General features: G+C 70.3%; 10 protein-coding genes. 2 read left to right on the plus strand and 8 right to left on the minus strand.

What is annotated here, in order from left to right; all coding sequences use genetic code 11:
- The first annotated feature begins 560 nt into the window (after positions 1-560).
- Entirely contained in the window at positions 561-1406 is an 846-nt protein-coding gene (locus ACWGSK_RS14530) for a neutral zinc metallopeptidase (RefSeq protein ID WP_358505632.1), read from the plus strand.
- A 3-nt stretch (positions 1407-1409) separates the two neighbouring features.
- On the opposite strand, the gene ACWGSK_RS14535 is transcribed toward ACWGSK_RS14530, so the two are convergent.
- The 8 genes from ACWGSK_RS14535 to ACWGSK_RS14570 all read right to left on the minus strand — a co-directional run bounded on the left by ACWGSK_RS14535 (position 1410) and on the right by ACWGSK_RS14570 (position 12536).
- Positions 1410-2822: an FAD-dependent oxidoreductase gene (locus ACWGSK_RS14535; RefSeq protein ID WP_358505629.1), complete on the minus strand. Its 1413-nt coding sequence runs from the start codon at positions 2820-2822 to the stop codon at positions 1410-1412.
- A 53-nt stretch (positions 2823-2875) separates the two neighbouring features.
- The gene (dxs, locus tag ACWGSK_RS14540) at positions 2876-4804 is read right to left on the minus strand and encodes a 1-deoxy-D-xylulose-5-phosphate synthase (RefSeq protein WP_358505626.1); all 1929 of its coding nucleotides are present in this window, start codon (positions 4802-4804) and stop codon (positions 2876-2878) included.
- A 311-nt stretch (positions 4805-5115) separates the two neighbouring features.
- The gene (locus ACWGSK_RS14545) at positions 5116-5886 is read right to left on the minus strand and encodes a sulfite exporter TauE/SafE family protein (RefSeq protein ID WP_358505623.1); all 771 of its coding nucleotides are present in this window, start codon (positions 5884-5886) and stop codon (positions 5116-5118) included.
- 38 nt (positions 5887-5924) lie between these two features.
- Positions 5925-7187, minus strand: coding sequence for a styrene monooxygenase/indole monooxygenase family protein (locus tag ACWGSK_RS14550; protein WP_358505621.1), 1263 nt, complete (start codon positions 7185-7187; stop codon positions 5925-5927).
- 591 nt (positions 7188-7778) lie between these two features.
- A complete protein-coding gene (locus ACWGSK_RS14555) occupies positions 7779-9056 on the minus strand; it encodes a sugar ABC transporter permease (protein ID WP_358505619.1) in 1278 nt (425 codons plus the stop codon).
- A complete protein-coding gene (locus ACWGSK_RS14560; protein ID WP_358505617.1) occupies positions 9053-9853 on the minus strand; it encodes an ATP-binding cassette domain-containing protein in 801 nt (266 codons plus the stop codon). The genes ACWGSK_RS14555 and ACWGSK_RS14560 overlap by 4 nt, the downstream gene beginning before the upstream one ends.
- Before the next feature lie 114 nt (positions 9854-9967).
- Complete coding sequence (locus tag ACWGSK_RS14565) at positions 9968-11113, minus strand: ABC transporter substrate-binding protein (protein WP_358505615.1); 1146 nt, start codon at positions 11111-11113, stop codon at positions 9968-9970.
- 247 nt (positions 11114-11360) lie between these two features.
- Complete coding sequence (locus ACWGSK_RS14570) at positions 11361-12536, minus strand: ROK family transcriptional regulator (RefSeq protein WP_358505613.1); 1176 nt, start codon at positions 12534-12536, stop codon at positions 11361-11363.
- A 120-nt stretch (positions 12537-12656) separates the two neighbouring features.
- Between ACWGSK_RS14570 and ACWGSK_RS14575 the strand changes: the two genes are divergently transcribed.
- Entirely contained in the window at positions 12657-13253 is a 597-nt protein-coding gene (locus ACWGSK_RS14575) for a uridine kinase family protein (RefSeq protein WP_358505809.1), read from the plus strand.
- Positions 13254-13268: the final 15 nt, after the last annotated feature.

Consider the following 13268-nt stretch of genomic DNA (forward strand, 5'->3'; position numbering starts at 1 on the left):
CCGGGGACCTCCCCCGGACCGACCGGCACGGCACCCACCCCGGAGACACCCCGGGAGCGGAGCCGCCGTCCCACACGCCCCGAGAGGCCGCCCCGGCCCCACAGACGCCCGACGGCACGCACGCCCCGGGCACCACACGGGTTCCCGGCACCACCCCGTCACCGGAGGCTCCGCGGGGGCCGGACACCATGGGACCGCCCCGGGCACCACAAGGGCCCGAGGTGACGCGTACGCGTCACGCCCCGGGTGAACCTCGGGTACCCGGCGCCACCCATGCCACAGGCGTCCCAGGGACTCCCGGGGGAAGCCCCGCGACGAACGCTCCGGGCGACGCGCGGCCACGGGGTGCGCCCGGGGGTCCCCCGCAGGGGATGTGGGCGGCGCGAGGACCCCACGTTCCGGTCCCGCAGGGCCCCCGGCCCCCTTGGCCGCCACAGGCGTTCCCCGGGGCGCACCCTCGATCGGGATGGGCGCCCCCGCAGGGTCCACCGTGGCATCCCTATTGGGGGCCGCCACGGACGTGGTATCCACCGCCTCGACGGGCGGACCGGGGCAAGGGCATGCTCATCGCGGCCTTCGCCGCCGCGTCGATGGCCCTGGTCGCCCTCATCGCCGGCGTGGTGGTCGTGGTCAACACACCACAGCAGCAGTCCTCCCCCGGTGGCGCCGACCTCTCCGCCTTCCGGGACCAGGAGCTGCTCGCCCGGCCGGCGCCCGCGGAGATCGACCTGGTCGACCACCCGCTGTACGACATGAGCACGCCACCGCCGATCGACTGCGACCTGCCCGACCTGGACGTGGACTCCGACGACTCCTGGGAGGGCTTCTCCCGGGAGGCCGGTGACTGCCTGGACGAGCTGTGGGCACCGGTGATGGACGAACTTCGGCTCGCCCCCCACCTGCCCGACGTCACCGTCACCGACCAGGGCCTGGACAGCGACACGGAGGAGGCCTTCACCCTGGCCTACTACGAGAGCGACGTCGCCACCATCACCGTGGTCCTGCCCAACGTGCGCGAGGTGTCCCAGGTCATCCCCGCGGACGAACGCGAGGTCGTGTGGCTGGCCCTGATGGGCCACGAGTACGCCCACCACGTCCAGAACTCCACCGGTATCCTGCGTATCTCCCACGACCTGCGCCGGAGCGCGGGCAGCGAGGACGACGAACTCGACACGCTGCGCCGTACCGAGCTCCAGGCCGAGTGCATGGCCGGGATCGCGCTGCGCGGGATCGTCGACCCCCGGGGCGACGCCCTCGACGTGGTCAACCGGCACTTCAACGACGGCGGCGACCTGGACACCCACGGCAGTGCCACCAGCCGCGCCCAGTGGTTGGAGGCGGGTTGGGACGGCGGCACCGTGGCCGGTTGCAACACCTACGGCGCCGAGGCGGACCAGGTCGGCTGAGGCTCACCCGCGGCCCAACGCCTTGCGGTAGGCCTCCCATCCGCCGAGTTTGACCCGTGCGCCCCGGTCGAGCTCGGTGGCGAGCCCCTCCTCGGCCTCGTCGATGCGCAGCCAACCCTCGTAGTCGCCGACGGTCAGTCCCCGTTCGGCCAGGACGTCGACCAGCCCCACCGGTTCGGGCACCCCGGCGCGCAGAACGTCGGCGTCGGCCAACAGGGAACGCACGGTCGCGGCGGCGTCGGACTTGTTGGTGCCGATCACCCCGGTGGCGCCGCGCTTGATCCATCCGGCGACGTAGTCACCCCGCACGACGCCACCGCCGTTCAGCACCCGCCCCTCCTCCTGGGGCACGGTGCGTCCGCGCTCGTCGAAGGGCACACCGGTCAAGGGCACACCGGCGTAGCCGACCGAACGCAGCACCATTCCCACGTCCAACGTCGAACCCACCCCGGTGTCCACCAACCGTTCCCGTTCGTCCAGGCGGGTGCGCTCCACGCGCAGCCCCTCCACCCCCTCCGCGCCCACGATCCGCTCGGGGCGGGTCCAGAAGTGGAACTCGATGCGCCGTGGGCGTCCCCGCGGCGCACGCTCCGCCTGTTCGCGCAGCAGCTTGAGGTTGGTGCGGGAGGCTTTGGCGACCTCACGGAACCCGGGCCGGTCGGTGCCCACGTCGGCGAGGTCGATGTCGACCTGTTCGGGACGCACGAGCACGTCCACGCCGGGCAGCCTCATCAGATCGCGCAGCTCGGGCGCGGTGAACCTGGCCTGGAGGGGCCCGCGCCGGGCGAGCACGTGCACTGTGCGCACGCGGCTTCGAGAGAGGACGTCCAGGGCGGGTTGGGGGATGTCGGTGTGGCGTAGCTCCTCGGCGGTCTTGGCCAGGATGCGGGCCACGTCCAGGGCGACGTTGCCGGCCCCGACCACGGCGACCTCCTCGGCGTCCAGGACGAACCGTTCGAGCTCGCTGTCGGGGTGGCCGCAGTACCAGTTGACGAAGTCGGTGGCGGCCACGCTGCCGGGCAGGTCCTCGCCGGGGATCCCCATGCGCCGGTCGACAGCGGCTCCAGTGGCGTACACGACGGCGTGGTGGGTGCGGGACAGGTCCGCGCGGGTCAGGTCGGAACCGAACTCGACCCCACCGACGAAGGTGACGTCGGGGTGCTCCAGGACCCGCCGCAGTGTCCTGGCCACGCCCTTGATCTTGGTGTGGTCGGGGGCCACACCGTGGCGGACCAGCCCGTAGGGGGTGTACAGCCGGTCGAGGACGTCCACGCGGACGGGTACCCGACGCTGGCGGGTGAGCGCGTCGGCGGTGTAGATGCCCGCGGGGCCGGAGCCGATCACGGCCACCCTGAGCGGGGCGGCCTCCTCCGGTTCGGGCGATTCGAGGTTCTGCTCGGGTTCGGAAGAGGTCATGGTCCCATTCTGGCAGCACCGGAGCTTCCGTCCGGTGCTGCCAGAGCCCGAGGTCAGGCGGTTTCGTCGGCCAGTTCGCGAGCGGCCCCGGCCCCCTCGCCGCGACGGGAGACCGTCTCGGTGAGTTTGCGGGACAGTTCCTGCGGGGTCAGGCCCTGCTGCTGGAGGATCCGGTCGCGCTTGGCGTGGTCCAGGAACTCCTGCTCGATGCCGAAGGTGCGCACGGGCACGTCCACCTCGTGGTCGCGCAGCAGGCGGGCCACGGCGTCGCCCACGGCACCGGTGCGGCCGTTGTCCTCCACGACGGCGACGACGGAGTGCGCGGCGGCCTCGGCCACCAGGGCCTCGTCCAGAGGCTTGACCCAGAGCGGGTCGACGACGGTGACGCCGATGCCCTGGTCGGCCATGCGGTCGGCGACCTCACAGGCGACCTGGGCCATGGTGCCCACGCCCACGATGAGCAGGTCCTTGGTGTGACCGCTGTCGGTGGCGCGGCGCAGCAGGTCCATGGAACCGACCTTGCCGATCTCGGGCAGTTCCTCGGCGACGGCGCCCTTGGGGTAGCGCACGACGGTGGGCGCGTCCTCCACGGCCACGGCCTCGCGCAGCAGGGTGCGCAGACGGGTGGCGTCGCGCGGAGCGGCCAGACGCAGCCCGGGCACGACCTGGAGGATCGACATGTCCCACATGCCGTTGTGGCTGGCGCCGTCATTGCCGGTGACGCCGGCGCGGTCCAGGCAGAAGGTGACGCCCTGGCGGTGCAGGGCGGCGTCCATCAGGACCTGGTCGAAGCAGCGGTTGAGGAAGGTCGCGTAGACGGCGACCACCGGGTGCAGCCCGTTCATCGCCATGCCGGTGGCGGCGGTGGCGGCGTGCTGTTCGGCGATGCCGACGTCGAAGACGCGGTCGGGGTAGGCGTCGGCGAACTTGTTGAGGCCGGTGGGGTGGAGCATCGCGGCGGTGATGCCGACGATGTCCTCACGTTCGGCGCCCAGTTCGACCATGGTCTCGGCGAAGACACCGGTCCACTTCTCCACCTTGGGTCCGGGTTTGGACTTGCCGGTGTCGATGTCGAAGGGCCCGGGGGCGTGGAACTGGTCCTCGACGTGGTTCTCGGCCGGGGCGTATCCCTTGCCCTTCTGGGTGAGGACGTGGACGATCACCGGTCCGCCGAAGTCGCGGGCGCGGCGCAGCGCCTTCTCCAGGGCCTGTTCGTCGTGACCGTCGATGGGGCCGAGGTACTTCAGACCCAGGTCCTCGAACATCATCTGTGGCTGGATGGTGTCCTTGAGGCCCTTCTTGAGACCGTGGAGGGCCTCGTAGATGGGCTGGCCGACCACCGGAGTGCGGTTGAGGGTGCTCTTGGCGAGGTCGAGGGCCTGCTCGTAGCCGGGGGTCATGCGCAGCGAGGCCAGGTGGTCGGCGATACCGCCCGTGGTGGGCGAGTAGGAGCGGCCGTTGTCGTTGACGACGATGACCAGGCGGCGGTTCTTCTTCTCCGCGATGTTGTTGAGGGCCTCCCAGGACATTCCGCCGGTGAGCGCGCCGTCACCGATGACGGCGACGACGGTCCGGTCGGTGCGGCCCCGGACCTCGTTGGCCTTGGCCATGCCGTCGGCGTAGGACAGGGAGGTGGAGGCGTGGGAGTTCTCGATGAAGTCGTGCTCGGACTCGGCCCGGGACGGGTAGCCCGACAGTCCGCCCTCGGACTTGAGGTCGCTGAAGTCGTGCCGGCCGGTGAGGACCTTGTGCGCGTAGGCCTGGTGGCCGGTGTCGAAGAGGATCGGGTCATCGGGTGATTCGAAAACCCTGTGCAGTGCGATGCTCAACTCGACGACGCCCAGGCTGGGGCCCAGGTGTCCGCCGGTCTCGGCGCACGACCGGATCAGGAACTCCCGGATCTCCCGGGCCAGCACAGGGAGCTGATCGGCCGAAAGCCTCTTGAGCGCTTCCGGATTCTGTATCGACTCGAACAGTGTCACTGTCTCGTCAGTCCCCTCGTCCCGCGTGTCCGCTTACGTTTGCCAGAAGCGTCCCCTGACTTGGGACGGCCTTGGCTACCGGCAGGTATACATACCCGAGTTTATGGGCCATCGTCCATGGGTTCCGCCCGGAACCCCCGAAGTCAGGGATCCGACGCCACCCGTGGCAAACACGATGGCGTCCTTTCGTGACGCGTCACGATGGGCTCCGCCCTCACACCGGTTGCGGCGTAGATTACTCGGTTTCGCCACCACCTTCGCCCCGGGACGCCGGAGCGGGGGCGCCGAGATCGGGGCCACGCGTGCCGAGGCTATCCGAGCGCGGCCTGCACGAGAAGGCCCACGGCGGAGATGGACACCACTATGAGTAGGACGGTGCGCGTCCGGGCCGGGTTCACCCGGCGGCGCAGCCGGTTCCCGATGAGGAACCCGAGGGCGATGAAGGGGATCACGGACAAGCCGACGACCGTGGTCCGGGCGTCGATCTGCCCGCCCACCGCCAGGGCTCCCAGGGAGAACAGTCCGCCGAACAGGAAGAACACGGCCAGGGTGGCGCGGACCCTCTCCGGCGGTTCGTTCTGGTAGACCAACGCCATCGGTGGGCCGCCCACGGAGGTGGTGGTGCTGGAGAAGCCCGAGAGCGTTCCCGCGACCACCAACGAGAGCGGGGTGACACGGACCTTGAAGGAACGCACGGTCAGCGCGACGGCCACCAGGACCATCACCCCGACGAACGCGGCCAGGGCCCGGGGTTCGAGCAGGGCCACGACCCATACGGCCACCAGGGTGCCCGGAACACGGGCCGGGAGCCCCCACGCCATGCCGCGCCAGTCCACCTGACGCCACTCCTGGAGGAGGGTGAGCACCGGAAGGACGCTCGCGCTGATCAGGAGGGCCCCCGGCATGAGCGTGGGGTCGAGGAAGGAGATGACGGGGGCGGCGACCAGGCCGAGACCGAGTCCGACCATGCTCTGGACGGCGGCCCCGACCATGACCGCGGCCGCCGCCAGGAGGAGGAAGACCCACGCGTCGACCTGGCCGAACAGTGCGTGGGTGGTGGGTGTGAGGAGTTCATCGAGCATTAGGAGGCGAAGCTATATCTCCCCTCACCCGATCGGGATCACGTGGTAGGAAGATGGGACGAAAGATCGGTGCCGCGCCGGACCCCGTCCACGTACTCCAGCGCCCGTTCGGGGTGCAGGAACCAGTCGATGAGCCCGGTGGGGTCACTGAAGGAGTTGGCGAACCGGTCGGCCGTGGGTTGGTGCCGCTCGGCCAAACGGTACAGCTCCCACACGTGGGGCGGCCCGGACAACATCACCCGACTCCAGGCGGTGACCTGGCGGGCGCTGTGCCAGTAGGTGCCGAAGGCCCCGCGCATGAACGCCTCGTCGAAGGGGCGGCCTCCGTGGTCGACGATGGCGCGCCGGTACACGTCGGCGCACAGCGACGCCATGTTGGCCCCCTGGGCGGTGATGGGATCGTTGGCGACCACGGAGTCGGCCATGCCCCACACGAGCGCCCCGCCCGGCGTTCGGGCGACGGGGTCGCGGACCACCGGAGCGTAGCCGCCGTACAGGGCGGCCATGGGGTCGGCCAGGTGAGCACGGGAGAAGCGTTCGTACTCCCAGGGCGCGTAACGGCGCAGCACGTCCAGCAGGCCGGCGAGCACGTCGTCTCCGGTGGCGCCCTCGGCCAGGGGGCGATCGAGTGGTCCACCGGGCACCGCCTCCACCATCACCGCGTGACAGGGGCCGTTCAGCGACAGGGTGGGCAGGGTGAAGGCCTCACCAGCGCCGGGGACCACGGTGCGCGAGAGGACTCCCCCGCCCGGGTGTTCCTCGCCCCCGCTCACGTAGGCCAGCGCCAGCCGCCGCTGGGGTCCCTTGAAGTGGAAGCGTCGTGTGTCGCGGGGAAAGATCTCGGCGAGCTCGCCCCGACCCGCGGCGACCACCACGAGGTCGTACTCGGCGCCGAGCGCCTCCAGCTCCTCCCGGCTCACGCGGTGGCGCAGGAACCGGCCGCCGCCCTGGACGAACAGTTCCAGCCAGGATGCGAGTTTGATCCGCTGATCGACCGATCGGGCGGGTTCGTCCAAGCGTCCGACCCAGTCCACCTCCGGGACGGGACCGCCCCGCCGCTCCGCCACCCGCACTCCGACACCGGTCACCTCGGGCGCCTCGTCGTCCCAGAAGGCGAGTCCGTGGCGGCGTTCACGGCGCAGCGCCGGCCCGAAGAGACACTGTGTGGACATCACACGACCCGCCCTGATCTGGTCGGGGCTCCGGGGGTCCACCAGGGTCACGTCGTAGTCCTCCGAGAGCAGGCCGATGGCCAACTGGAGCCCGGACTGTCCGGCACCGACGACGAGGATCTTGCGCATCTTTCTCCTTCACACCCGCGCGCCGGAGAGGTCACGGGGCAGGGTGGTCTCCAAGCCCGGGTCTCGGGCACGACCGGGCGGGGCACGTCGTCATGGTGGGCGACGTCCCCGCAACGGCAGGTGGCTTCACCGATGGAAGCTAGCAGCGCTCGCGTCGGCCACCACGGCGCCCCAGGGCATGGGACCTTCTCCCCTATCGCGGTGGGACCAATGGATCCCCCGGGCGGGCCATGGCGGGCATGTGGCCGCGGAACCGCTCATCCGGCACGCGCCTCCGCATCGCCACAGGTCAGAGCGACCACAGGGGTTCATCCGGTGTTCACCACGAAGTTCGGCGCCCCGAACTCGGTGTCGGGCACGACGGCCGCCGCGCGCGTTGAACGCCCCGATCCCCCTCGCCCGGGAAAGGGACGCAGTTCACACCGCCCCCCTTCCCGACCACCCCTTCCGCCGGCGGACACGACGAAGGCCCGGGCCGGTGGGAGTGTGGCCGGCCCGGGCCTGGAAGGACGGTCCGGGGTGAACCGGTCCTTCTCATCCTCCGGGAGAGGTCTTGCGGGCGACGCGAGAGCGTCGCCCCGAGGTGGTCCCTCAGCCGCCGCCCCGGGCGTGGGTCTTGCGCCCACGGCGGGAGACGGCGTCGAGGATGACCGCGATCAGCAACACCGCGGCGGTGATCATGAACCGCACGGAGGTGTCCATCTGCAACAAGAGCAGGCCCGAGGTGATCGCGCCGAGGACCAGGCCGCCCAGCAGCGCCGAGTAGGCGTTGCCACGGCCACCGAAGAGGCTGGTGCCACCGATGACGGCCGCGGCGATGGCCATCATGAGCTCCGCGCCACCACCGGTGGAAACGCTCGCCGCGAAGTTACGGGAGACGAGCATGATGCCTCCGATGGCCGCGAGCGTCGAGGCGATGCCGAACACCGTGATCCGGATGAAGTCGACCCTGATGCCGGCGCGCCGGGCCGCCTCGGAGTTACCGCCCACGGCGTAGACCATGCGCCCGTAACGGGTCTTGCGCAGGACCAGGTCGAGGACGACCACGAAGCCCACGAAGATCAGGAAGGCCAGCGGCACACCCTTGTACTGGTTGAGGATCCACACGCCGCCCACGAGCGGCACGGCCAGCAGGGCGGCGCGGAAGAGCACCTCTGCGAGCGGCTTGTAGGGCAGGCCCGCCTGCCCACGACGACGCTCGGCCGCCAGAACGGACACCAGGTAGGCGAGCAGGGCCACGATGACCAGGAACCAACCCACGACCGGAACGAAGTAGGTCTGGGTCAGCATCGCGATGGGACCGGTGGCGCTGGTGTTGATGCTGCCGTCGCTGCCCATGAGGTTCAGGTGCAGCCCCTGCCAGCCCAACAGGCCGGCGAGGGTGACGACGAAGGCGGGAACGCCCATCTTCGCGAAGACGAAACCGTGGAGCAGACCGACCAGCAGGCCGATGCCCACGGCCACTCCGATCGCGACCCACTCCGAGACACCGTGGCGGACCGCCAGGACCGCCAGGACACCGGCGGACAGACCCGCGACCGAACCGATCGACAGGTCGATCTCGCCCAGCAACAGCACCATGATCACACCGGTGGTCATGAGACCCACCGCGGCGATCTGGACGGTCAGGTTCGACAGGTTCTGCGGCGACAGGAACCGGTCGTTCATCGACTGGAAGACGATGCCGATCAGGATGAGGCCGACGACGACCGGGACGGGCCCGAGCTCGCCTCCTTTGAGACTGCGCTTGACCGCGTCCCACCACCCGCGGGGCGAGGCCACCGTGGCCAGCAGGCGAGGGTCGCGTCGGGCCGCGGTGTTCTCCTCGCTCACCTCGACGCCTTCCGTTTCATGAGTCTGCTGGCTCATTCCTTGTCCTTCGTGGCCGTGGCCGATGAGCCGGTGCGGGTGGAACGGCGGGACACCGGATTGTCCGAGGCGCCCGTGATGGCGGCCACGATCTCCTCGTAGGAGGTGTCCGCGATGGGGAAGTCCCCGGCGTTGCGCCCCAGGCGCAGGACCACCGCGCGGTCGGCGACAGCGCGGACGTCGGCCATGTTGTGGCTGATCAGGACCACGCCCAGGCCCTGGTCGCGCAACCGCTCGATGAGGTCGAGCACCTGCGCGGTCTGGGCCACGCCCAGGGCGGCGGTCGGTTCGTCCAACATGACCACGCGGGGCTGCCCCAGCAGGGAGCGGGCGATGGCGATGATCTGTCGCTGACCACCGGACAGGGCCGCGACGGGGACCCGCAGGCTCGGGATGCTCACCGACAGGGAGTCGAGGAGCTCCACCGCGCGGCGCTCCATCTCGACCTCGTCGAGGGTGCCGGGGAAGTGCAGTCGCTCGTTGCCCAGGAACAGGTTCCCGACGATGTCGAGGTTGTCGCACAGGGCGAGGTCCTGGTAGATGGTGGCGATGCCCAGGCGCTGGGCGTCGGCCGGGGTTCCGATGCCGACCGGCGCACCGTCCCAGGAGATGACGCCGCCGCTGTCCGCGGGGTGCGCGCCCGCGATGACCTTGACCAATGTGGACTTGCCCGCGCCGTTGTCGCCGAGCAGGGCGACGACCTCTCCGGCGTCGACTTGGAAGTCGACCTCGCTGAGGGCGCGTACGGCCCCGAAGGTCTTGGAGATCCCGGACAGTTCCAGGATGGGTGTGCTCATGCTTTTTCGTCTCTTCTCTCGTCCCGGCGGGGAGGTCGCGCCTCCCCGCCGGGGCGTCCCCCGAGGGACCGGCCCCGACGGCACGGGCCGGGGCCGGCCCGGGTTACCCGGTCCTTAGAGGGCTTCCTGGCAGAAATCGGTGTCCTCGTAGTCGGAGGTGCAGATCTCCTCGATGCTGTAGAAGCCATCGGAGACGACCGTGTCGCCGATGTTCTCCTCAGTGACCGCGACGGGCTCCAGCAAGACCGACGGGACCATCTCGCCGTCGGCGTCCTCGACGTCGGTGACCACGTGCTCGCCCGATTCGAGCTCCTCGCCGGTGGCCAGGGAGACGGCCATGGCGGCGGCGAGCTCGGCCTCGGGCCGGATGGCCTTGTAGACGGTCATGTACTGCTCACCGGAGATGATGCGCTGGATGCCGTGCAGTTCGGCGTCCTGACCGGTGACCGGGGGCAGGTCCTCCACCGAGACTCCGGCGCTGCGCAGCGCGGAGACGATGCCCGCGGCCATGCCGTCGTTGGCGGAGTACACGCCCACGATCTCGTCCAGTCCCAGGGAGGTGATGGCGCCCTCCATCTGGCTGTTGGCCTCGTCCGGCGACCAGTCGGGGGTGTCGAACTCCTGACCGATCTCGACCTGGCCCTCGAAGATCTCGTGGGCGCCGGCCTTGAAGTCGCCCGCGTTGGGGTCGCTGGGCGAGCCGTTGATCATGACGATGGAACCGTCGCCGGCGGTGCCCTCCTCCTCCAGGGCGCCGATCAGCGCCTCGGCCTGGACCTGGCCGACCCGGACGTTGTCGAAGGAGACGTACATGTCGGCGCCGCCCTGGGCCAGACGGTCGTAGGCCACGACCGGCACGCCCTGGGACTGGGCCTCGTTGACGGTGCCCGCGGCGGCCTCGGAGTCGACGGCGCCGAGGACGAGCACGTCGACACCGTCGGTCAGCATCGCCTGGGCCTGCGTCTGCTGCTCGTCGACGTCCTGGTCGGCGTTGGCGTAGGAGAACTCGCAGTTGGGGCAGAGCTCTCCGAGCGCTTCCTCGAAGTAGGGCCGGTCGAAGGCCTCGTATCGGGCGGTCTGCAGCTCGGGCAGGAGGAGTCCGACGTGGAAGCCCTCCTCCAAGGTCTGCTCCTCCACCTCGGTCTCGGAACCATCGGTGGTGAGCGAACCGCAGGCCGAGGTGAGCAGGGCCAGGGCTGCGCCGGCCGCGGTCAGCCATAGGGCGACCGCGCGTCGGGGGTGGAGGCGTTGTGTGTTCACGACGCGTTACCTCTCAAGGATGCCTGTACGGGGTGGGAACTCGCGAGTGCTGGTGTGAAGTAGAACCCCGCGTAGGCCTTGCCGTCAACTAGTGAACACATAACCGATACGTCACGGACATTAGGTTCACCACATGAAGGCAATATATGGGCAGGTCAATGCCGCTTTGAGGGTATGTGATCATCTGTTAACGCCGATCAGGAACCCGACCGAACCGTTCAGTTCACGATGACGGGTGCCCTTGGGTTCACGACAGGGAGTGAGAGGCCGTGATCAGGGCGCCACGTAGCGCCGCGTCGGCGCCTTGGGTACTGGCCACCACCCGAAGGTCGGACAGCGCGCTGCCCAGCGTGCCCAGCTCCATCGCCCTGCGCATCGGATCGAGCAGGAGGTCGCCGGCCGCCGCCAGCTCCCCGCCGACCACGATCATCTCCGGGTTGAACAGGTTCGCGATGATCGCCGTTCCCTGTCCCAGGGCCGTCCCGGCCTCGGCGATCACCCGGCGGCTGCCCGGGTCGCCCTCCAACGCGGCACCGACCACATCCGTCAGAACGGCCGTTCCGGGGCTCGGTCCGCGGAAGGAGTCACGCGGCAGCATGTGCATCAGGTACTCGGTCCCGACGAAGGTCTCCAGACAGCCGCGGTTGCCGCAACGACACACCGGCCCCCGCTGGTCCAGGCCGATGTGCCCGACCTCGCCCGCGGTTCCGCCGGCTCCTCGGAAGAGCCGCCCCGACATGACGATGCCCGCGCCGACCCCCACGTCGAGTACCAGTTGGATCACGTGGTCGACGCCTTGGGCCACGCCCGAGGCGCGCTCGGCCGTCACCGCGAGGTTGGCGTCGTTCTCCACCAGTACGGGCGAACCCAGCCGTTCCGACAGGGCCGGACCGGGCCGGAACCCGGCCCAACGGGGCACGCAGGAGATGTCCCCGACCACTCCGGTGCGCGGATCGATGGGCGCGGGCACCGAGGCCACGACCGCCCCGATCCGACCCGGATCGATCCGGGCACGGAGCAGGGTGGTCTCGGCCAGCCAGGCGGCCCGGCGCACCGCGCGCTCGGGATCGGCCGGCACGTCGTACTCGATCTGTTCGCCGGCCAAGGGGTTGCCGTCGCTGTCCCCCACCGCGACGGAGATCCGGTCGACCGTGAAGGCGAGGGCGACCACCGTTCCCGGTGGGCGCAAAAGCGTGACCGCACGCGCGCGGCGACCGTTCGAGGAGGTATTGCTCACCGAGACCGCGCCCGCCGAGCGCAGTCCGCGCACGATGTTGGAGACGCTCGCCGCGGACAACCCGGTGGCACGTGCCAGTTCGGCCTGGGTTCGGGTCCCGTCACGTCGCAGAACCTCGACCACACGGCGCTCGTTGGCCTGACGCAGCGCTGACTGCGACCCGGGGGTCGTGTCGGCCTCGGTCACCGCGTACCCCTTTTGTGGTCGACTGTGCTCGGCACTGATGCTCGATGGAATGTTACAAGCCTTAAAGACGGGCGGGGACGCCTGGTCACCCGCAGGCGTGGGGAGTTCGGGATCGGAATGATGGTTCGGGTGGGAACGGGCGAGGCGGGCTGGGCGGCTCGGGTGGCGCGAAGGATCTCCGCGGCGCCACGACGGGGACGGCGGGTGCGCGTCGTGTCGGTGGAGGGGCACTCGGGTTCGGGGAAGAGCACGGTGGCCGAGCGTGTACGGCGCGAGCTGGCCGCGATCGGCGAACCGGTGGCGACACTGACGATGGAGGACCTCTATCCGGGTTGGGAGGGGCTCGAACAGGCCCCCGAACTGCTGCGCACCTGGGTACTGGAGCCCCTCGCCGAAGGGCGGTCGGCCGCGTGGCGGCGCTACGACTGGGAACGCGGCGTCTTCGAGGAGCGGTGGCGGTCCCTGCCCGAGGGGCTCGACGACGGCGGGACCTTGTTGGTGGAGGGGTGCGGGTCCGGAGCGGGCGTCGTGCGCGACTCGATCGACGTCCTGGTGTGGGTGGCCGCCCCCGACCGTCTGCGCCGGGCACGGTTGGACGCACGCGAGGACGCCGACCTGTACGCGCCCTTCCGTGCTCTGTGGGCCCGTCAGGAGGAGTCGCTGTACTCCCGCGACCATCCGCGCGAACGCGCGGACCTGGTGGTGGACAACCCCTGATCCGCGTGCGGCCGG

The sequence above is a fragment of the Nocardiopsis sp. NPDC055551 genome (assembly GCF_053619415.1).

Excerpts from the sequence above, each read along its gene's own strand:
- ACWGSK_RS14545 (WP_358505623.1), bottom strand. The coding sequence starts at position 5,886 with ATGCTCGATGAACTCCTCACACCCACCACCCACGCACTGTTCGGCCAG.
- ACWGSK_RS14560 (WP_358505617.1), bottom strand. The coding sequence starts at position 9,853 with ATGAGCACACCCATCCTGGAACTGTCCGGGATCTCCAAGACCTTCGGG.
- ACWGSK_RS14530 (WP_358505632.1), top strand. The coding sequence starts at position 561 with ATGCTCATCGCGGCCTTCGCCGCCGCGTCGATGGCCCTGGTCGCCCTC.
- ACWGSK_RS14535 (WP_358505629.1), bottom strand. The coding sequence starts at position 2,822 with ATGACCTCTTCCGAACCCGAGCAGAACCTCGAATCGCCCGAACCGGAG.
- ACWGSK_RS14550 (WP_358505621.1), bottom strand. The coding sequence starts at position 7,187 with ATGCGCAAGATCCTCGTCGTCGGTGCCGGACAGTCCGGGCTCCAGTTG.
- ACWGSK_RS14555 (WP_358505619.1), bottom strand. The coding sequence starts at position 9,056 with ATGAGCCAGCAGACTCATGAAACGGAAGGCGTCGAGGTGAGCGAGGAG.
- ACWGSK_RS14575 (WP_358505809.1), top strand. The coding sequence starts at position 12,657 with ATGGTTCGGGTGGGAACGGGCGAGGCGGGCTGGGCGGCTCGGGTGGCG.